The sequence below is a fragment of the Nocardioides sp. OK12 genome (assembly GCF_024341885.1).
GTDB classification, from domain to species: domain Bacteria; phylum Actinomycetota; class Actinomycetes; order Propionibacteriales; family Nocardioidaceae; genus Nocardioides; species Nocardioides marinisabuli.
The window spans coordinates 19037-37200 of record NZ_BNET01000007.1 but is presented as its reverse complement, the minus strand read 5'-3'; the positions used below and the strand labels follow the sequence as shown (position 1 = coordinate 37200).

Below are 18164 nucleotides of genomic sequence, written 5' to 3'. Positions count from 1 at the left end.
CTGGCCATGCCCACCCAGCCGATCCGCCTGTTCGGCGACCCCGTCCTGCGCCAGCCGGCCGTCGAGGTCGTCGATTTCGACCGCGAGCTGCGCAGGCTCGTCGAGGACCTGACCGACACCATGCGCGAGGCCCCGGGCTCGGGCCTGGCCGCGCCGCAGATCGGGGTCGGGCTGCGGGTCTTCACCTGGTGGGTCGACGGCGAGCTGGGCCACCTGGTCAACCCCGTGCTCGACCTGTCTGAGGAGGAGCAGGACGGCCCCGAGGGCTGCCTGTCGCTGCCCGACCTGGTCTTCGACACCAAGCGCGCCCTGCGCGTGGTCGCCAAGGGCCAGGACATGCACGGCGAACCGGTGACGATCGAGGGCTCCGAGCTGCTCGCCCGCGCCATCCAGCACGAGACCGACCACCTCGACGGCATCCTCTTCATCGACCGGCTCGACACCGCAGCCCGCAAGGCCGCGATGCGCGAGATCCGCGAGTCGGAGTGGTTCGGCCTCGAGAAGCCCACCGTCAAGCTCAGCCCGCACGCCACGCGCGGGCTGGGCCTGTGAGGAGAGAGACCACCTGATGCGCGTCGTCTTCGCCGGCACCCCCGAGGTCGCCCTGCCCGCCCTGGACGCGATCGTCGCCTCCGACCACGAGCTGGTCGGGGTCGTCACCCGTCCCGACGCCCCGGCCGGGCGCGGCCGCAAGCTCGTGGCCAGCCCCGTGGCGCAGCGCGCCGAGGAGCTCGGCGTCCCCGTCCTCAAGCCCGAGCACCCCCGCGAGCCGGAGTTCCAGGAGGCCCTGCGGGCCCTGCGGCCCGACTGCTGCCCCGTCGTGGCGTACGGCGCCCTGCTGCCGCAGTCGGCGCTCGACATCCCCGAGCACGGCTGGGTCAACCTGCACTTCTCGTGCCTGCCGGCCTGGCGCGGCGCCGCCCCGGTGCAGCACTCCATCTGGGCCGGCGACGAGGTCACCGGCGCCACCACCTTCCGCATCGTCAAGGCCATGGACGCCGGCCCCACCTTCGGTGTGATGACCGAGCGCATCCGCGAGCACGACACCGCCGGCGACCTGCTGACCCGCCTCGCCGAGGGCGGGGCCGGCCTGCTGGTGCAGACCCTCGACGGCATCGAGGACGGCTCCCTGGTGGCACGCGAGCAGCCCGAGGACGGCGTCTCGATGGCGCCCAAGATCCTCGTCGACGACGCGCGCGTCGACTGGAGCGAGCCCGCCGTGGCCGTCGACCGGCGGATCCGCGCCTGCACGCCGTTCCCCGGCGCGTGGTCGCTCTTCGAGGGCGAGCGGATCAAGATCGGCCCCGTCACCCTCGTCGAGGGCAGCCTGCCCGCGGGCGAGATCGCGGTCGGCAAGAACGACGTGGTCGTGGGCACCGGCACCCAGGCGGTGCGGCTCGGCGATGTCAAGGCGTTCGGCAAGAAGCAGATGGCGGCGGCCGACTGGGCGCGCGGCGCCCGGCTGACCAGCGGCACGCGTCTCGGCGACTGACGTGGGGCGCTCCCGGGTCGACCCGGCCCGCACGGTCGCCTTCGAGGTGCTCAAGGCGGTGCGCGTCCACGACGCCTACACCAACCTGGTGCTGCCCTCGCTGCTGCGCAAGCACCGGCTGACCGGGCGCGACGCGGCCTTCGCGACCGAGCTGGCCTCGGGCACGCTGCGCCGGCTGGCGACGTACGACGCGGTGCTCGACGCGTGCACCGACCGCCCGCTGCGCAAGGTCGAGGCCAAGGTGCTCGACGCGCTGCGCCTGGGCGCCCACCAGCTGCTGGCGATGCGGGTGCCGCAGCACGCCGCGATCGCCACCACCGTCGACCTGGTGCGCTCCGAGGTCGGCCCCGGCGCCGGCGGCTTCGCCAACGCGGTGCTGCGCAAGGTCTCGCAGCGCGACCTCGAGGCCTGGTTCGCCGAGCTGGCGCCCGCGCGCGACGCCGACCCGGTCGGCCACGACGCGCTGGTGCACAGCCACCCCGCGTGGGTCGTGGAGGCGCTGGGAGCGGCGCTGGAGGGCGTCGGGGCCGGTGACGAGGTCGCCGACCTGTTGGCCGCCGACAACGTCGCGCCCGCCGTGACCCTGGTGGCGCGCCCCGGGCGCAGCAGCCGCGAGGAGCTGCCCGGCGAGCCCACGCCGTACTCGCCGCACGGCGTGCTGCTCGGCTCCGGGGACCCCGGCCAGGTGCCGGCGGTGGCCGAGGGCCGCGCGGGCGTGCAGGACGAGGGCTCCCAGCTCGTGGCGGTCGCGCTCGCCGACGCCCCGCTCGAGGGGCCCGACGCGCACTGGCTCGACCTGTGCGCCGGCCCCGGTGGCAAGAGCGCCCTGCTGGCCGCGCTGGCTGCCGGCCGCGACGCCGACCTCCTGGCCGTGGAGCGCCAGCCGCACCGCGCCGAGCTGGTCCGCCGCGCGCTCGCCGGCGCCGACGGCGTACGCGGCGTGGTCACCGCCGACGGCACCCGCCCGCCGCTGGAGCCGGGGTCGTTCGACCGGGTGCTGGTCGACGCGCCCTGCACCGGTCTCGGGGCGCTGCGACGCCGCCCGGAGTCGCGGTGGCGGCGCAGCCCCGACGACCTCACCGTCCTCGTCGACCTGCAGCGCCGGCTGCTGGCCTCGGCCCTGGACCTGGTGCGGCCCGGGGGAGTGGTGCTCTACGCCACCTGCTCGCCGGTGCTGGCCGAGACCCGGGACGTCGTCTCGGCGGCCCTCGAGCAGCAGCCCGGCGCGCAGCTGGTCGACCTGGCGCCCCAGCACGTCCAGGTGCCCACCAGCGCCGGGCCGCTGCCCGGCACCGTGCAGCTGTGGCCGCACCGGCACCGCACCGACGCGATGTTCATGGCGGTGCTGCGCCGCGCGGGTGAGCCCGCCGGCGACTAGTCTCGCGGCCATGGCCTCCTCCTCGCCCGCCGTCGAGATCGAGGTCGACGACAAGGTCGTGCGGGTCAGCAACCCCGACCGGGTCTACTTCCCCGAGACCGGCGCCACCAAGCTCGACCTCGTCGAGTACTACCTGGCCGTCGGCCCCGGCATCGTCAACGCGCTGTGGGAGCGCCCGTGCATGCTGCACCGCTTCCCGAAGGGGCTGGCGGGCCCCAAGGTGCACCAGAAGCGGCTGCCGAAGGGCGCGCCCGACTGGGTGGAGACTGTCGAGCTGCACTTCCCGCGCTGGGACCGCACCGCCGACGAGCTGTGCGTGACCGGGCTGGCGCCGGTGATCTGGGCGGTGCAGATGTCGACGGTGGAGTTCCACCCCTGGAACAGCCGCCGCGGCGACACCGAGAAGCCCGACGAGTGGCGCATCGACCTCGACCCCGGCCCGGAGTGCGACTACGCCACCGTGCAGCGCGTCGCGCACGTGGTGCACGAGGTGCTCGACGAGCTGGGCGCGGTCGGGTTCCCCAAGACCAGCGGCAGCAAGGGCCTGCACGTCTACGTGCGCATCCCGCCCGCGCACGGCTTCACCGAGGTGCGCCGCGCGGCCCTGGCCTTCGCGCGCGAGGTCGAGCGGCGCAGCGACGAGGTCACCACCACCTGGTGGACCAAGGACCGCGACCCGGCGGCGGTCTTCGTCGACTACAACCAGAACGCCCGCGACCACACGATCGCGGCGGCGTACTCGGTGCGCGGGCTGCCCGACGCCCGCGTCTCCACACCGCTGCGCTGGGACGAGGTCGACGACGCGGACCCGCGCGACCTCACCATCGCAACCGTGCCGCAGCGCTTCGCCGAGCTCGGGGACCTGCACGAGGCGATCGACGAGCACCCCTTCGACATCGCCCCGCTGCTGGAGTGGGCCGACCGCGACGACCTGCCCGTCGACGACGACTGACGCGGGTTTCACCCCCAGGGGTTGATCGGGGCGGCCCCGCGCGGGGCAGAGAGGAGGAGTGAGTGCCTCCCGGAAGACCGCCGCCGCCCGCCCCGCCCTCGACCGGGTCCGCCGCACCGCCAGCGAGGTGTTCGGCCGCGACGAGCTGCGGCCCGGGCAGGCCGAGGCCTCGACCTCGCTGCTCGAGGGGCACGACGTGCTGCTCATCGCCCCGACCGGAGCCGGGAAGTCGCTGACCTACCAGGTGCCCGGGCTGCTGCTCGACGGCTTCTGCGTGGTCGTCTCACCCCTCATCGCGCTGCAGCAGGACCAGGTCGGCGGGCTGCTCGAGGCGGGGGTGCGCGCCGCGCGGCTCAGCTCGGCGGAGACCGGCAAGGAGCGCGAGGAGGTGCTGGTGGCGGTCGAGGAGGGCGAGCTGGACTTCGTCTTCCTCTCGCCCGAGCAGCTGGCCGTCGACGAGGTGCGGCACCGGCTCGCTGCCGCCCGCCCGGGCCTGGTCGCCGTCGACGAGGCGCACTGCGTGTCCGCCTGGGGCCACGACTTCCGTCCCGACTTCTTCCGGCTCGGCGAGCTCATCGACGACCTCGGCGAACGCCCGGCCCGGCCGCGGGTGGTCGCGATGACCGCCACCGCCGCGCCGCCGGTGCGCGAGGACATCACCGAGCGGCTGCACCTGCGCGAGCCCCGCACCGTGGTCACCGACTTCGCCCGCGAGAACCTGTCCTTCCGGGTCGTCCCGGTCGCCGACGCCGCCGCCCAGCAGGGCGCGGTGCTCGAGGCCGCCGAGGCGCCCGGCTGCGGCATCGTCTACTGCCGCACCCGTCCGGCCACCGAGGAGTACGCCGAGCTGCTGGCTGCCCGCGGGCGCCGGGTGGCGGCGTACCACGCCGGGCTCTCGCAACGACGCCGCGCCGAGACCCACGAGGCGTTCCTGGCCGGGGAGCTCGACGTCGTCGTCGCCACCTCGGCCTTCGGGATGGGCATCGACAAGCCCGACGTGCGGTGGGTGGTGCACGCGCAGGCCCCCGAGTCGCCCGATACCTACTACCAGGAGGCCGGCCGCGCCGGTCGTGACGGCCAGGAGGCGCTGGCCACGCTGGTGCACCGGCCCGAGGACCACGCGCTGGGCCGGTTCTTCGCGCCCTCGGTCCCCAAACGGGGAGAGGTGCGCCGGGTGCTGGCGCTCGACGCCGACCTCGACGTCGCCACCGCCTCGGAGGAGACCGGGCTGAGCCGCCGCAAGATCCAGCGGATCCGCAACCTGGCCGGCCTGGCCGCCGAGACCGGGCGCGGTGAGGGCGCCGACGCGGTGATCGAGCTCGCCGAGGCGCACCGCAGCCTGGAGAAGTCGCGGGTCGAGATGATGCGCGCGTACGCCGAGACCTCGCGCTGCCGCGAGGAGCAGCTGCTGGCCTACCTCGGCGCCTCGCTCGACGAGCGCTGCGGGCGCTGCGACACCTGCCTCGACGGTCGCGCGGACGTCGACGACGCGCCCGCGGACTCGCCGTACGAGCTGCAGCAGCGGGTGGTGCACCCCGAGTTCGGCACCGGGGTCGTCAGCGACCTCGAGGCCGACCGGCTCACCGTGCTCTTCGACGAGGTCGGCTACCGGACCCTGGCGCTGGCGCTGGTGGAGCAGGAGGAGCTGCTGACACCGGCGGGCTGAGGCGCGACCAGGGGGGTCCGACCACAGACCGGAGCCCACCGTGAGCCTCGCCGCCGACCTCTCCTACGAGTTCCGTCCCGCCAACCCCGTCCAGCGGGCCCTGCAGGCCCTGGTGGCCTCCCGGCCCGGGGCCTGGGTCTTCGCGCGGACCCTGCCGCACCTCGACTCGCTGCTGCTGCGGCTCTCCGGCGGGCGGCACACGGTGCCCGGCCTGCTGGCCGGCCTGCCGGTCGTGCAGGTGACCACCACCGGGCGCCGCTCGGGGCTGCCCCGCCGCACGCACCTGATCGGCATCCCGTACGGCGACACCCTCGCGCTGCTCGGCACCAACTTCGGCCAGCACGACACCCCGGCGTGGGTGCACAACCTCGAGGCCGATCCGCGCGCCGTCGTCGCCTACCGCGGCGCGCAGGTCGACGTGGTGGCCCGCCCCGCCGACGGGCCGGAGGCCGAGCAGGTGCTGCGGCGCTCCGAGGAGCTCTACGTCGGCTACCGGCGCTACCAGTCGCGGCTGGGCCACCGGCGGCTGCGGGTCTTCGTGCTGGAGCGGGCCGCCGGCTGAGCGGGGCGGTCTGAGAGGATGCGGCCTCGTGGGCATCCAGATCACTCCGAGCATCCTCAACGCCGACTTCGCGAACCTCGGGGCGGAGGTGGCCCGCATCCCCAGCGCCGACTTCGTGCACGTCGACGTGATGGACAACCACTTCGTGCCGAACCTGACCTTCGGCCCGACCATGGTCGAGGCGATCGCGCGCTCGACCGACACCCCGCTCGACGCGCACCTGATGATCAACGACCCCGACCGGCACGCCCCGACGTACGTCGAGGCGGGCTGCGCGTCGGTCACCTTCCACGTCGAGGCCGCCGCGGCGCCGGTGCGGCTGGCCCGGGAGATCCGCTCGGCGGGCGGCCGGGCCAGCATGGCGCTGAAGCCCGCGACGCCGGTGGAGCCCTACGAGGACCTGCTGCCCGAGCTCGACATGCTGCTGCTGATGACCGTCGAGCCCGGCTTCGGCGGCCAGAAGTTCCTCGACCTGGTGCTGCCCAAGATCCGCCGGACCCGTGCGCTGATGGACAAGCACGGCGTCGAGACCTGGCTGCAGGTCGACGGCGGCGTCTCGCTCGAGACGATCGAGCGGTGCGCCGAGGCCGGTGCTGACGTCTTCGTGGCCGGTTCGGCCGTCTACTCCGCCGACGACCCCGACGCGATGGTCGAGAAGCTGCGGGCCGCGGCCGCCGACGCCGCGCCCTGATCCGTCCCGTGTGGTGGGTCTCACTCCCGGGCGGCCGACGGCGTGTGGGACACTGCGGGGGACGAGTGAACATTGCTCGCGTGCTCTGGGGTCGGTGAAAATCCGAGCCGGCGGTGACTGGCCGAGAGGCCGGAAGTCCGCGACCCGGTCACCGCCAGTGACCGGTTGACCAGGTGTGAGTCCTGGACCGACGGTCAAAGTCCGGATGGGAAGTGCACGCACAGCAGGCTCATCCGCCGACGCTCCGCGCGCGGCGAGGGTCCGCAGTCAGCCCCGGGGTCCGCGACGGACCGAGAAGGGCGGCGGACATGGCTGGCACCAGCAGCCTCGAGCACGACGCGATGCGTCGCGCGCTCGTGCTGGCTGCGGGCCCCGACGCGCCCCTCCACCCCAACCCGCGGGTCGGCTGCGTGCTCCTGGCCCCCGACGGCCGCGTGGTCGCCGAGGGCGCCCACCGCGGCGCCGGCACCCCGCACGCCGAGGTCGACGCCCTGTCCCGTGCCGGCGCCGAGGCGCGCGGCGCCACCGCCGTGGTCACCCTCGAGCCCTGCAACCACACCGGGCGCACCGGCCCGTGCGCCGAGGCCCTCGTCGCCGCCGGCGTACGCCGCGTGGTGCTGGCCCAGCGCGACCCCAACCCGCTCGCCGCGGGCGGGGCCGCGACCCTGCGCGCCGCCGGCATCGAGGTGGCGACGGGGCTGCTGGAGGCCGAGGCCCGTGAGCTGAACCGGGTCTGGACCTTCGCCGTCGAGCACGGGCGTCCCTTCGTGACCTGGAAGCTGGCCACGACCATCGACGGGCGCAGCGCCGCGGCCGACGGGACCAGCCGCTGGGTCAGCGGCACCGCCTCGCGCCGTGACACCCACCGGCTGCGGGCGCTGGCCGACACGATGCTGGTCGGCACCGGCACGGTCGCGGTCGACGACCCGCTGCTGACCGTGCGCGACGCCGAGGACCGGCCGCTCGCGCGCCAGCCGCTGCGCGTGGTGATGGGGGAGCGCGACCTCGACCCGGCGGCCCGGGTGCTCGCCCCCGTCGACGGGGTGGAGTCCCCGAGCCTGCACCTGCGCACCCGCGACCCGCACGAGGCGCTGGCCGAGCTGGCCGCCCGCGAGCGTCGGCACGTGTTCCTCGAGGGCGGCCCGACGCTGGCCGCCGCCTTCGTGGCCGCCGGACTGGTCGACGAGGTCGTCGCCTACGTCGCCCCGTTCCTGCTCGGCGCCGGTCGCAGCGCGGTCGCCGACCTCGGTATCACCACCATCACCGACGCCTGGCGCCCTGAGGTGCTCGACGTCGCCGTCCTCGAGCCGGTCGTGGCGGGCGAGCAGCCCGACGTCCGGTTCACGCTCGTGCCACCCGCCCGCACCCCCGCAGCAGGAGACGCCTGATGTTCACCGGCATCGTCGAGGAGCTCGGCACGGTCGCCGCGATCGACGACCTCACCGACGCCATCCGACTCACCATCACCGCCAGCGAGGTGCTCGAGGGCACCGGGCTCGGCGACTCGATCGCGGTCAACGGCTGCTGCCTGACCGTCGTCTCCACCGACGGGGCGGCCTGGACCGCCGACGTGATGAAGGAGTCGCTCGACAAGACCTCGCTGGGCGGCCTGCGCGCCGGCGACCCGGTCAACCTCGAGCGCGCCGTCACCGCCGAGAAGCGCCTGGGCGGCCACATCGTGCAGGGCCACGTCGACGGTGTCGGCGAGGTGCTGCGCCGCGAGCCCAGCGAGCACTGGGAGGTCGTCGAGATCTCCCTGCCGCCGGCGCTGGCGCGCTACCTGGTCGACAAGGGCTCGATCACCGTCGACGGCGTCAGCCTCACCGTCGTGGAGGCCGGGCCCACCAGCTTCACCATCAGCCTCATCCCCGAGACCCTCGCCCGCACCACCCTGGGCCGCCGCGAGCCCGGCGCCCGGGTCAACCTCGAGGTCGACATCCTCGCCAAGCACGTCGAGAAGCTGCTGGCAGCACAGCTGTCCAGCGGCCAGCAGAAGGAGCAGGACGCATGACCGAGCAGAACCCCACGCTGCAGCGCATCCGCCTCGACAGCGTCGAGCGCGCGGTCGCCGACATCGCCGCCGGCAAGGCGGTCGTGGTCGTCGACGACGAGGACCGCGAGAACGAGGGCGACATCATCTTCGCCGCCTCCAAGGCGACCCCCGAGCTGATGGCCTTCACCATCCGCCACTCCAGCGGCGTGATCTGCGTGCCGATGCCCGCCGACATGCTCGACCGGCTCGAGATCCCGCTGATGACCCCGCACAACAAGGACAAGCTGCGCACGGCGTACACGATCTCGGTCGACGCCCGCGACGGCGTCTCCACCGGCATCTCGGCCGCCGACCGGGCGCACACCGCGCGGGTGCTGGCCGACTCCGCGACCGAGCCGTGGGAGATCACCCGACCCGGCCACGTCTTCCCGCTGCGCTACCGCGAGGGCGGCGTGCTGGTGCGCCGCGGCCACACCGAGGCCGCGGTCGACCTGGCCCGCCTCGCCGGGCTGACCCCGGCCGGCGTGCTGGTCGAGGTCGTCAACGACGACGGCACCATGAAGCGCGCCGTTGAGCTGCGCGAGTTCGCCGACGAGCACGGCCTGGCGATGATCTCGATCGAGGACCTGGTGCGCTACCGCCGCCGCCACGAGACGCTCGTCGAGCGCGCCGCGGTGACCCGTCTGCCCACCCGACACGGCGACTTCACCGCCTACGGCTACCGGATCACCGTCGACGGCTCCGAGCACGTCGCCCTGGTGCACGGCGACCCCGCCGACCTGGCCACCGACGAGCCGGTGCTGACCCGGGTGCACTCGGAGTGCCTGACCGGCGACGTGCTCGGCTCCGACCGCTGCGACTGCGGCCCCCAGCTCGACGAGGCGCTGGAGCGGGTCGTGGCCGAGGGCCGCGGCGTCGTGGTCTACCTGCGCGGCCACGAGGGCCGCGGCATCGGCCTGCTCGGCAAGCTGCAGGCCTACCAGCTCCAGGACGGCGGCCGCGACACCGTCGACGCGAACCTCGACCTGGGCCTGCCCGCCGACGCGCGCCACTACGGCACCGCCACCCAGATCCTGCGCGACCTCGGGGTGCGCTCGGTGCGGCTGATGACCAACAACCCCGACAAGGTCAGCAGCCTCGAGGACTTCGGGGTGCCGGTGGCCGAGCGGGTGCCGCTGACCCCGCACCCCAACGACCACAACCTGGCCTACCTGCTGACCAAGCGCGACCGGATGGGCCACGTGCTGCCCGACCTCGTCGACCCCGCTGTCGACCCCGCTGTCGCCCCCGTTGTCGACCCTGCCACGAACGGAGCCGTCTGATGAGCGGACACGGAGCCCCCACCGCCGAGCCCGTCGACTGCAGCGACCTGCGCGTCGCCGTCGTCGCGGCGTCCTGGCACACCGAGGTCATGGACGGGCTGCTCGCCGGTGCGCAGCGCGCCGCCGACGACTTCTCGGTGCGCGACCTCGAGGTCGTGCGGGTGCCCGGCACCTTCGAGCTGCCGGTCGTCGCCTCGGCGCTGGCCGAGCAGGGCTACGACGCCGTCATCGCCCTGGGCGTCGTCATCCGCGGCGGGACCCCGCACTTCGACTACGTCTGCAACGCCGCCACCGACGGCCTGGGCCGGGTCGCGCTCGACCACACCGTGCCCGTCGGCTTCGGAGTGCTGACCTGCGACGACGACCAGCAGGCGCTCGACCGCGCCGGGCTGGAGGGCTCGAAGGAGGACAAGGGCTACGAGGCCACCTCCGCCGCCCTGCACACCGCGCGCACCCTGCGCTCGCTGCGCGGCTGAGGCCCTCTCCCGCCCGCCAGTTCCGTAGGCCCGGCGGGAGATTCATCGGGTGCCCGATGGAACTCGCGCCGGGACCATGAAGCTTCGTGGTCCCGGCGCCAGTTCCGTACGGCCGCCCCGTGCTGCCGGGTGCGTACAGCCGGGCTCTGAGAGGGTGTGTCCCTATTGGCGGCACTGTCGGTGCCCGGCGGCACCATCGGTTCCGTGCCCGTTGCCGCCGGATCCGCTGACACGCTCGTGTCGCACACCGGTGTGCCGTTGACGCGTCCCACGACCTTCCGGTTCACCCTCGACGTGAACGACGAGCAGCACCACCGCCTGCTCGCGTACGCCGGCGCCTCCCGTCTGGCGTTCAACCACCACATCGGCCGGGTGAAGGCCAACCTCGACCAGCGCGCCGCAGAGCGCAGCTACGGTGTTGCGGAGGCGGACCTGACGCCGTCGTTGTCGTGGTCGAAGGTCTCCTTCATCAACGAGATGAACGCCTGGAAGGACGGGCGCGCGCCCGATGCCCGAGTGGGGGTCCTCGACGACGGCACCGTCGTGCGCGGGCTTCCGTGGCGCGACCAGGTGTCTGCGGATGTGTTCGAGACCGCGAGCGTGAACGCGGCGCAGGCGTTGAGGAACTGGTCCGACTCCCGCAAGGGCACCCGGGCGGGGAAGGCGGCGGGGTTCCCGCGCTTCAAGAGCAAGCATCGGACCACTCCGAAGTTCCGCCTGCGGGCGCGCAGCAAGGAGGGCGCAGCGCCGTCGGTGCGGCCCACCGCGCCGCGGGTGATGCGGTTCCCGAAGCTCGGCGAGCTTCGGGTTCGGGAAAACACCCGACAGCTACGGCGCCTCTACGAGAAGGGACGGTTCCACGCCTACGCCGCGGCGTTCACCTACGAACGCGGCCGATGGGTCGTCACCATCACCGGGGTCGCCGCCCCGCTGCATCACCAGCGCCGCAACCCCACCGCACCAGGCCGCGCGCCGGCCCGGGTCGGGGTGGACCTGGGTGTGAAGACCCTCGCCGTCGCCGCGGACGAGCACGGCAACACCATCAAGGTGTGGGAGGGGGTGAAAGCACTACAACGTGCCCAGGCACGCCTCAAGCTGGCCAACCAAGCACTCGCGAGAACCAAGCGAGACTCAGGAGGCCGCCGAAAGGCAGCCCGACGCCTCGGCCGGATGCACGGACGGGTCGCCGCCTTTCGCCGGGCGCTGCTGCACTCGATCTCCTCCGAGCTCGCGAAGACCTCGGCGGTGGTCGTGATCGAGGACCTCAACGCTGCCGGCATGTTGCGCAACCGGAAGCTCGCGCGGCACATCTCGGATGCCGGGTTCGGGGAACTTCGCCGCCAGCTCGAGTACAAGACCGCCTGGTACGGCACCGAGCTCGTCATCGCAGACCGTTGGTTCCCGTCCAGCAAGACATGCTCTGGGTGCGGGGTCGTGAAGGGCGACCTGGCGCTGGCGGACCGGGTCTACGAGTGTGGAACGTGTGGCCTGGTCATCGACCGGGACCTCAACGCTGCGGTCAACCTGGCCCGCCACATCCCACCCGCAGAACCCCCGGGCACCACGACATCACCGCCGCAAATAGCGGCTGCCTGACAGAGCAGCATCTGTCCGCGCCTGGATGGACCGGGCCGTAGAGCCGATCGCCACTCCGCACCACGAAGGGGCCCTGGGTCGGAACCGACGGAAGACCACCCCTGGGTGGCGGTCGGATGACAACCAAGAACCACCGCCCCAGCAGGGACGGTGGTCAAGGGAAGTCAGTGTGGCCCGAATAGGGACACACCCAGTGACAGGCTGGCCCCATGAGTGCGGGACTGACGGGACTGCTCGTGGCCGCCGCCGTCGCCCTCGCCGTGCTCGGCTGGCTGGTGGCCGAGAGCGCGCTGGGCCGCGGTGCCGACCGGGCGCAGGCGCGGCCCACCCCCGGCGAGCGCTGGCGGCGTCGTACGCCGCTGCGCACCGCGGGGCTGGGCTCGCTCGGCCTGGGGGTGGGGGCGGGCGCGCTGGGCGCGGCCGCCCTGGCCTCGGACGGTGCCGACCGCGGGGGAGGGCTCGACCTCGTCGGGCTGGCCGTGGCGCTGGTGCTGGTCGGCCTCAGCCTGCTGGCGACGTGGTGGCGGCTGGCTGGTCGGCGCCGCTGATGCTCGGCGCGACCGCACGGGCCGCGCGCCACTCGTGCGCCAGCAGTGCGTAGTCGTAGGAGTCGACCCACCCGAGGTCGCGGTGCAGGGAGTCGGCGACCCGGTGCGCCTCGCGACGCATCCCGACCCGCTCCATCAGCCGCCACGAGGCCTCGTTGGCCGCGTAGCAGTTGGCAGCCACGCGCCTGAGCCCGAGGTCGTCGAAGCAGATCACGAGCAACGCCTCGAGCGCCTCGGTCGCCAGCCCCCGCCCGCCGTACGCCGGGTCGAGCACCCAGCCGAGCTCGGCCTGCACCCCTGCGGCGGCGTCGGCCAGGTCGGTCGGTGCCCAGCCGTCCTCGACGCGCAGCATCAGGTCACCCACGAGCCGCCCCTCGTGCTCGACGACCAGGGTCCTGGCCCGGCGCTCCGGACGGCCGAACCACGCGGTGAAGGCGGCGAGGTCGCCCTGGTGCCCGGCGAGCCAGCGACCGACCTCGTCGCGACGGCGGTAGGCCCAGACCGCCTCGACGTCGACGGCCTCGACCGGGCGCAGGAGGAGCCGGCGGGTGCGGTGCGGCCAGCTCAGGGCGGCCAGGGGGTTCGGTGCGTCCACGGGGCCATGGTGTCGTGCAGGTCTCGTTCGCGCGATGCGATATCGGGTGCCGGCACCCCACCGCCTAGGCTTGCGCCTCGTGAAGACGTTCGAGGAGCTGTGGACCGAGCTGGCCGAGAAGGCCCGGACCCGTCCCGAGGGGTCGGGCACCGTGCGAGAGCTCGACGCCGGGGTCCATGCGATCGGCAAGAAGCTGGTCGAGGAGGCCGCCGAGTCCTGGATGGCCGCCGAGCACGAGGGCAAGGAGCGCGCGGCCGAGGAGATCAGCCAGCTGCTCTACCACGTGCAGGTCCTGATGCTCGGGCTCGGTCTCGAGCTCGACGACGTCTACACCCACCTCTGAGAGGCACCCCCATGTCGTTGTTGCGAGTAGCGGTCCCCAACAAGGGGTCGCTGTCCGTCTCCGCCTCCGAGATCCTCAAGGAGAGCGGCTACCGCCAGCGTGAGGACTCCAAGCAGCTCACGCTCACCGACGCCGACAACGGCGTCGAGTTCTTCTACCTGCGCCCCCGCGACATCGCCCTGTACGTCGGCGAGGGCACCCTCGACGTCGGCATCACCGGCCGCGACCTGCTGCGCGACTCCGGGGCGAAGGCCGAGGAGGCGCTCGAGCTCGGCTTCGGCCGCAGCCGGTTCCGCTTCGCGGGCCGTCCCGGCCGGTTCAGCGAGCTCGAGGACCTCGCCGGCGCGCGGATCGCGACGTCGTACACCGGCGTGGTGCGCACGTTCCTCGAGGAGCGTGGCATCGACGCGAGCGTCACCCGCCTCGACGGCGCGGTCGAGACCAGCATCCAGCTCGGGGTCGCCGACGCGATCGCCGACGTCGTGGAGACCGGCAGCACGCTGCGCCAGGCGGGGCTCGAGGTCTTCGGCGAGACGATCCTGGAGTCCGAGGCGGTGCTGATCACCCGCTCCGGCGACGTGCCCGAGGGCTTCGAGTCGCTCAAGCGCCGCATCGAGGGCGTCCTGGTGGCCCGCAGCTACGTGATGATGGACTACGACATCCCGACCGACCAGGTCGCCGACGCGGTGCGGCTGACCCCCGGCATCGAGAGCCCGACCGTGGCGCCGCTGCATCGCGAGGGCTGGTCCGCCGTGCGGGCGATGGTCCCGCGCTCGGGCGCCCAGCGCCTGATGGACCAGCTGTGGCAGATCGGGGCCCGCGGCATCCTGCTCACCGACATCCATGCCTGCCGCCTCTGAGCCCGGGGCGCCGGCCCTCCCGGTGACCTACCGCCCCCTGGGCCCGCGCATCGTCGGCATCGGGCTGGGCCTGGGTCTGCTCGTGGTCTTCGCGGCCGCCTGGATCAGCTTCGGGCCCGACGTGCGGGCGCGCTTCACGTTCTTCCAGCGCAGCACCCTGGTCTTCCTGGGGGTGCTCGGCTTCGGCGCGATCTTCGCGCTGGTGCGCTCGCGCGTGGACGCCGAGCGGGAGCGGCTGGTGATCGTCAACGGGTTCCGGCGCCGCGAGCTGGCCTGGGAGCAGGTGGTGAGCGTGCGGCTGCCGCCGGGGGCGCCCTGGGCGACCCTCGACCTCAGCGACGGCACCACCGTCTCGGCGATGGGCATCCAGGGCTCCGACGGCGCCCGCGCCCAGCAGGCCGTCAAGCAGCTGCGCGCCATCGCGGCCGACCCGCCGCACTGACCCCTCGGTCGGCCACTCAGTCGACGGCGCGGATGCCCCAGGAGCCGGAGTGCTCGTCGCCGGGGCTGCCCGCGGGGGCCAGCACCACCAGGTCGGTGCCCGAGCGCAGCGCGTCCGGCGGCGCCGTCATCGGCTCGACCGCCAACGACCGGCGGGCGCTGGGCCCGGCGTCGTCGGCGGTGTAGACCTGCAGGTGGGTCCAGGCCGGGTCGACCCACAGGCTCACGCCCTCGCCGGTGCGCGGGTCGCGCAGCGTCGTGGTCGCCCGCCCCCACTCGTCGCGCTCGAGGTCGGTGAAGGCGGTGTCGAGCACGGTCGAGCGCAGCGGCCGCGAGACCCGGAAGTCCAGCTCCCCGCCCTCGACAGGGGCCGAGGCCACCGGCCGCTGGCGCTCGTCGGTGGTCAGGGAGGTCGCCGCCGGCAGGGTCAGCTCGAGGCCGTCCACCGGCCCGTCGCCCACGCACAGGTAGGGGTGCGCGCCGGCGGCGTACGGCGCCGGCTCGCCCGACATGTTGGTCGCGGTCATCGTCACCGTCAGCCCGTCGGCCGACAGGTCGTGCACCACGTGCAGGTCCAGGGTCCACGGCCACCCCGACCGCGCCATCAACCGGTAGGTCAGCGAGACCGAGTGGGGGGTGTGCTCCTCGAGGCTCCAGGCCGCCCAGCGCACCAGCCCGTGGGTGGCGTTGCGGGTCTCGTGGTCGGTCAGCGGCAGGCTCAGCGACCGGCCGCCGAACTCGAAGCGGCCCTCGCCGAGCCGGTTGGGCCACGGCACCAGCAGCTGGCCGCGGCCGCCCCAGGAGCGCTCCTCGGGGCCGAAGCCGTCGACGAGCGGGCGGCCGGCGTACGACAGCTCGCGCAGCGCGGCGCCGCTCTCGGTGACGACCGCGCGGTAGCCGCCTGCGGCGATCTCGAACTGGTCACCGCTCGGAGCAAGCATGGGCGTCACCCTAGTGGCTGGGCCGACTGGGCCGCCTCGCTCCCGGGTACGACGGTGCGGGGCGCGTGGCGACCGGTGCCGTCGACCAGGATGTCGGCGCGACCCCGGGTGCCCTGGCGCTCGAAGTGGTGCGCCTCGGCCTCGGCCCAGGCCTCCCAGTGCGGCGCGAAGGAGTCGCCGTCGCGCTCGAGCCCGCGGCGGCGGCGCACCTCGGTGGGGGCGTCGACCCAGACCAGCACGGTGGTCAGCGGGGTGAGGCGCGCCGATCCCGCCCCGACGCCCTCGAGGACCAGCAGCGGCACCGGTGCCACCGTCACGTCCTCACCGGGCGCCCCGGCCGCCCAGTCGTAGCGGGTGTAGCTGCCCGCGGCGTCCCGGTCGAGCGGGCTGAGCAGCTGCTCGAGCTGGTCGGGCACCCGGGGCAGGCCGTCCCAGCCCTCGTACATGTCGTCGAGGTGCACCACCCGGGTCTCGATGGTGGCGGCGTCGGCGACGGCCTCGGCCAGCGTCGACTTGCCGGCGCCGGAGGGGCCGTCGATGCAGACCAGCAGACCGCTGCCACCGAGGGTCGCGGGCCGGCTGGTCGCCAGGTCCAGGACCAGGCGGGCCACCTCAGAAGGCGAGACCGAGGCCACGGTAGGTCTCCACCTCCTCGACGAAGCGGTCCCCGGAGAGCAGGTGGACCGTGCGCGCGTGCTCGAAGAGCTCGCCCGACTTGGCGTGGCGGAACCAGACCAGGTCGCCGATCGCGAGCATCGGGGCCGACGGGCCGACCAGCGGGGTCTGCACCTCGCCGGCGCCCTCGAGCCCGGTCAGGCGCAGGCCGGGCGGGGCCCACGGGGTCGGCAGCCGGTCGGCGCCGGCCGCGCCCGAGGCGACCAGGCCGCCGCCGTGGACGGTCGCGACGTCGGGGGAGGGGCGCCGGGTCACCGGCAGCCCGAAGAAGGCGGCGGGTCGCGGCTCGAAGGAGCGGTAGTGGTCGAACAGCGTCGGCACCAGCAGCCCCGAGCCGGCCGCGACCTCGGTGACGACCGGGTCGGCGGCGCTGGCCTCGACCGACCCGGAGCCGCCGGCGTTCCACAGCTCGAGGCCGTCGGGGCCGACGAGGTCGACCAGCGCGTCGCGCACCGCTCGGCGCCGCTCGCCGAGCTGGGCCACCGACGCTGACTTGAGACGGCGCACCGCCAGCGAGCGGGCCCGGGCGGTGGGCACGTCGTCGGGCACCCCGGCCACCTGGCCCTCGTAGGTCATCGCCCCGACGAGGGTGAAGCCCGGGCGCGCCACGACCTCGCGGGCCAGGGCGAGCACGTCGGCGGCGTCGTGCAGCGGCGAGCGCTTGGGGCCCACGTGGCGCCCGCCGACCTGCAGGCCGGCGTCGACGTCGACGGCGACCCGCACCGGCACCGCCCGCGAGGAGCGCACCGAGTCGACGACGTCGAGGTGGGCCACGTCGTCGACCATCAGCGTGACCCGGGCCGCGGCGCGGGGCGAGACCACCAGCTCGCCCAGGGCGGCCCGGTCGACGGTGGGGTAGGCCACCAGCAGGTCGTCGGTGACCTCGTGCTCCTCCAGCCACAGCGCCTCGGCCAGGGTGTAGGCCAGCACGCCGTGGAAGCCGTCGCGGGCCAGGGCGCGGCGCATCAGCGCCGGCACCCGCACCGACTTCGAGGCCAGGCGCAGCGGCGTGCCGCCGGCGCGGCGCTCGAGGTCGGCGGCGTTGGCGTCGACGGCGTCGAGGTCGATCACCAGCAGCGGCGTCGACGGGGGCGCGGGCAGCCCGCGCACCGCGGCGTCCAGACGCGCCCAGAGCCGGCTGCGCGCCGCTGCACTGCCCGGGTCGCCCGGGCCGGTGCCGCGAGCCATCAGGAGATGCCGCGCTTGCGCAGCAGGGCCTCGATGTCGGCCAGGTCGTCGTCGATGGCGGGCTTGCCCTGGCCCGCCCGGTCGACCTGCGGGGGTGCCTCGCCGCTGGGCGGTGCGACCTCGCGCCGGCGCGGTGCCCGGCGGGACAGCAGGCCCGCGGCGACCATCAGCAGCACCGAGGTGCCGGCCAGCGCCGCGCCGATCCACACGACCGGGCTCAGCACCAGGCCGAAGGCCCAGTCGCCGACCGCGTCGACGATGCGGGTGAACATCTCCAGCGTCCCGGTCAGGTACGCCGCCGGCACCAGCAGCGTCAGCGCCGCGGCGCGCAGCGCGGTCACCGCCCCGCGGCTGCGCCAGGCCCAGACCGTGACGAGACCGCCCACGACGGTCAGGGTGATCGCGAGCGCGGTCCAGGCGGCCTCGTCCATGCCTCCAGCCTGTC

21 protein-coding genes and 1 riboswitch are annotated in these 18164 nt (G+C 74.3%); of the genes, 16 read left to right on the top strand and 5 right to left on the bottom strand.

The genetic code is table 11. The features are described from left to right. The first annotated feature begins 6 nt into the window (after positions 1 to 6). From def to OCU29_RS17230, 13 genes are all read left to right on the top strand, one after another. The gene (def, locus tag OCU29_RS17290; protein WP_261820907.1) at positions 7 to 552 is read left to right on the top strand and encodes a peptide deformylase; all 546 of its coding nucleotides are present in this window, start codon (positions 7 to 9) and stop codon (positions 550 to 552) included. A gap of 16 nt (positions 553 to 568) precedes the next feature. After that, complete coding sequence (gene fmt, locus OCU29_RS17285; RefSeq protein ID WP_261820906.1) at positions 569 to 1492, top strand: methionyl-tRNA formyltransferase; 924 nt, start codon at positions 569 to 571, stop codon at positions 1490 to 1492. 1 nt (position 1493) lies between these two features. After that, positions 1494 to 2870 (top strand): RsmB/NOP family class I SAM-dependent RNA methyltransferase, encoded by a 1377-nt coding sequence (locus OCU29_RS17280; RefSeq protein ID WP_261820905.1) that lies wholly within the window; start codon positions 1494 to 1496, stop codon positions 2868 to 2870. 10 nt (positions 2871 to 2880) lie between these two features. Then, positions 2881 to 3822, top strand: coding sequence for a non-homologous end-joining DNA ligase (ligD, locus tag OCU29_RS17275; RefSeq protein ID WP_261820904.1), 942 nt, complete (start codon positions 2881 to 2883; stop codon positions 3820 to 3822). Between the two features lie 58 nt (positions 3823 to 3880). Beyond that, positions 3881 to 5488, top strand: coding sequence for an ATP-dependent DNA helicase RecQ (locus OCU29_RS17270; RefSeq protein WP_261820903.1), 1608 nt, complete (start codon positions 3881 to 3883; stop codon positions 5486 to 5488). A gap of 40 nt (positions 5489 to 5528) precedes the next feature. Further along, entirely contained in the window at positions 5529 to 6050 is a 522-nt protein-coding gene (locus tag OCU29_RS17265) for a nitroreductase family deazaflavin-dependent oxidoreductase (protein WP_261820902.1), read from the top strand. A gap of 28 nt (positions 6051 to 6078) precedes the next feature. Beyond that, on the top strand, positions 6079 to 6741 hold the full coding sequence (gene rpe / locus OCU29_RS17260) for a ribulose-phosphate 3-epimerase (protein ID WP_261820901.1): 663 nt from the start codon (positions 6079 to 6081) through the stop codon (positions 6739 to 6741). 76 nt (positions 6742 to 6817) lie between these two features. After that, positions 6818 to 6963, top strand: a riboswitch (FMN riboswitch). An 86-nt stretch (positions 6964 to 7049) separates the two neighbouring features. After that, a complete protein-coding gene (gene ribD / locus OCU29_RS17255; protein ID WP_261820900.1) occupies positions 7050 to 8129 on the top strand; it encodes a bifunctional diaminohydroxyphosphoribosylaminopyrimidine deaminase/5-amino-6-(5-phosphoribosylamino)uracil reductase RibD in 1080 nt (359 codons plus the stop codon). Beyond that, the gene (locus tag OCU29_RS17250; RefSeq protein WP_261820899.1) at positions 8129 to 8752 is read left to right on the top strand and encodes a riboflavin synthase; all 624 of its coding nucleotides are present in this window, start codon (positions 8129 to 8131) and stop codon (positions 8750 to 8752) included. Before ribD ends, OCU29_RS17250 begins: the two co-directional genes overlap by 1 nt. Beyond that, positions 8749 to 10056, top strand: a complete 1308-nt coding sequence (locus OCU29_RS17245; protein WP_261820898.1) for a bifunctional 3,4-dihydroxy-2-butanone-4-phosphate synthase/GTP cyclohydrolase II — start codon at positions 8749 to 8751, stop codon at positions 10054 to 10056. The genes OCU29_RS17250 and OCU29_RS17245 overlap by 4 nt, the downstream gene beginning before the upstream one ends. Continuing rightward, entirely contained in the window at positions 10056 to 10532 is a 477-nt protein-coding gene (gene ribH, locus OCU29_RS17240) for a 6,7-dimethyl-8-ribityllumazine synthase (protein ID WP_261820897.1), read from the top strand. The genes OCU29_RS17245 and ribH overlap by 1 nt, the downstream gene beginning before the upstream one ends. Positions 10533 to 10736: 204 nt before the next feature. Then, positions 10737 to 12128 carry an IS607 family element RNA-guided endonuclease TnpB gene (tnpB, locus tag OCU29_RS17235; protein WP_261820896.1) on the top strand — a complete coding sequence of 464 codons (1392 nt, stop codon included), beginning with the start codon at positions 10737 to 10739 and terminating at the stop codon, positions 12126 to 12128. 209 nt (positions 12129 to 12337) lie between these two features. Then, positions 12338 to 12676 (top strand): hypothetical protein, encoded by a 339-nt coding sequence (locus OCU29_RS17230; RefSeq protein ID WP_261820895.1) that lies wholly within the window; start codon positions 12338 to 12340, stop codon positions 12674 to 12676. Here the strand turns inward: OCU29_RS17230 and OCU29_RS17225 are convergent. Continuing rightward, positions 12630 to 13271 carry a GNAT family N-acetyltransferase gene (locus OCU29_RS17225; protein WP_261820894.1) on the bottom strand — a complete coding sequence of 214 codons (642 nt, stop codon included), beginning with the start codon at positions 13269 to 13271 and terminating at the stop codon, positions 12630 to 12632. The genes OCU29_RS17230 and OCU29_RS17225 overlap by 47 nt on opposite strands. A 79-nt stretch (positions 13272 to 13350) precedes the next feature. On the opposite strand from OCU29_RS17225, the gene OCU29_RS17220 reads away from it, so the two are divergent. The 3 genes from OCU29_RS17220 to OCU29_RS17210 are packed head-to-tail and all read left to right on the top strand — an operon-like array spanning position 13351 to position 14916. Continuing rightward, positions 13351 to 13614 carry a phosphoribosyl-ATP diphosphatase gene (locus OCU29_RS17220; protein ID WP_179616417.1) on the top strand — a complete coding sequence of 88 codons (264 nt, stop codon included), beginning with the start codon at positions 13351 to 13353 and terminating at the stop codon, positions 13612 to 13614. Between the two features lie 11 nt (positions 13615 to 13625). Further along, positions 13626 to 14474, top strand: coding sequence for an ATP phosphoribosyltransferase (gene hisG / locus OCU29_RS17215; RefSeq protein WP_179616418.1), 849 nt, complete (start codon positions 13626 to 13628; stop codon positions 14472 to 14474). Then, a complete protein-coding gene (locus OCU29_RS17210; protein ID WP_261820892.1) occupies positions 14458 to 14916 on the top strand; it encodes a PH domain-containing protein in 459 nt (152 codons plus the stop codon). The genes hisG and OCU29_RS17210 overlap by 17 nt, the downstream gene beginning before the upstream one ends. 16 nt (positions 14917 to 14932) lie before the next feature. Here the strand turns inward: OCU29_RS17210 and OCU29_RS17205 are convergent, their stop codons facing one another. From OCU29_RS17205 to OCU29_RS17190, 4 genes are read right to left on the bottom strand one after another with little or no spacing between them, the layout of a single operon-like run. Further along, positions 14933 to 15856 carry an aldose 1-epimerase family protein gene (locus OCU29_RS17205; RefSeq protein ID WP_261820891.1) on the bottom strand — a complete coding sequence of 308 codons (924 nt, stop codon included), beginning with the start codon at positions 15854 to 15856 and terminating at the stop codon, positions 14933 to 14935. A 5-nt stretch (positions 15857 to 15861) separates the two neighbouring features. Continuing rightward, positions 15862 to 16467, bottom strand: a complete 606-nt coding sequence (locus tag OCU29_RS17200) for a 4-amino-4-deoxy-L-arabinose transferase (protein WP_261820890.1) — start codon at positions 16465 to 16467, stop codon at positions 15862 to 15864. A gap of 1 nt (position 16468) precedes the next feature. Next, positions 16469 to 17719: an amino acid deaminase/aldolase gene (locus tag OCU29_RS17195; protein ID WP_261820889.1), complete on the bottom strand. Its 1251-nt coding sequence runs from the start codon at positions 17717 to 17719 to the stop codon at positions 16469 to 16471. Then, positions 17719 to 18150, bottom strand: coding sequence for a hypothetical protein (locus tag OCU29_RS17190; RefSeq protein WP_261820888.1), 432 nt, complete (start codon positions 18148 to 18150; stop codon positions 17719 to 17721). The genes OCU29_RS17195 and OCU29_RS17190 overlap by 1 nt, the downstream gene beginning before the upstream one ends. Positions 18151 to 18164: the final 14 nt, after the last annotated feature.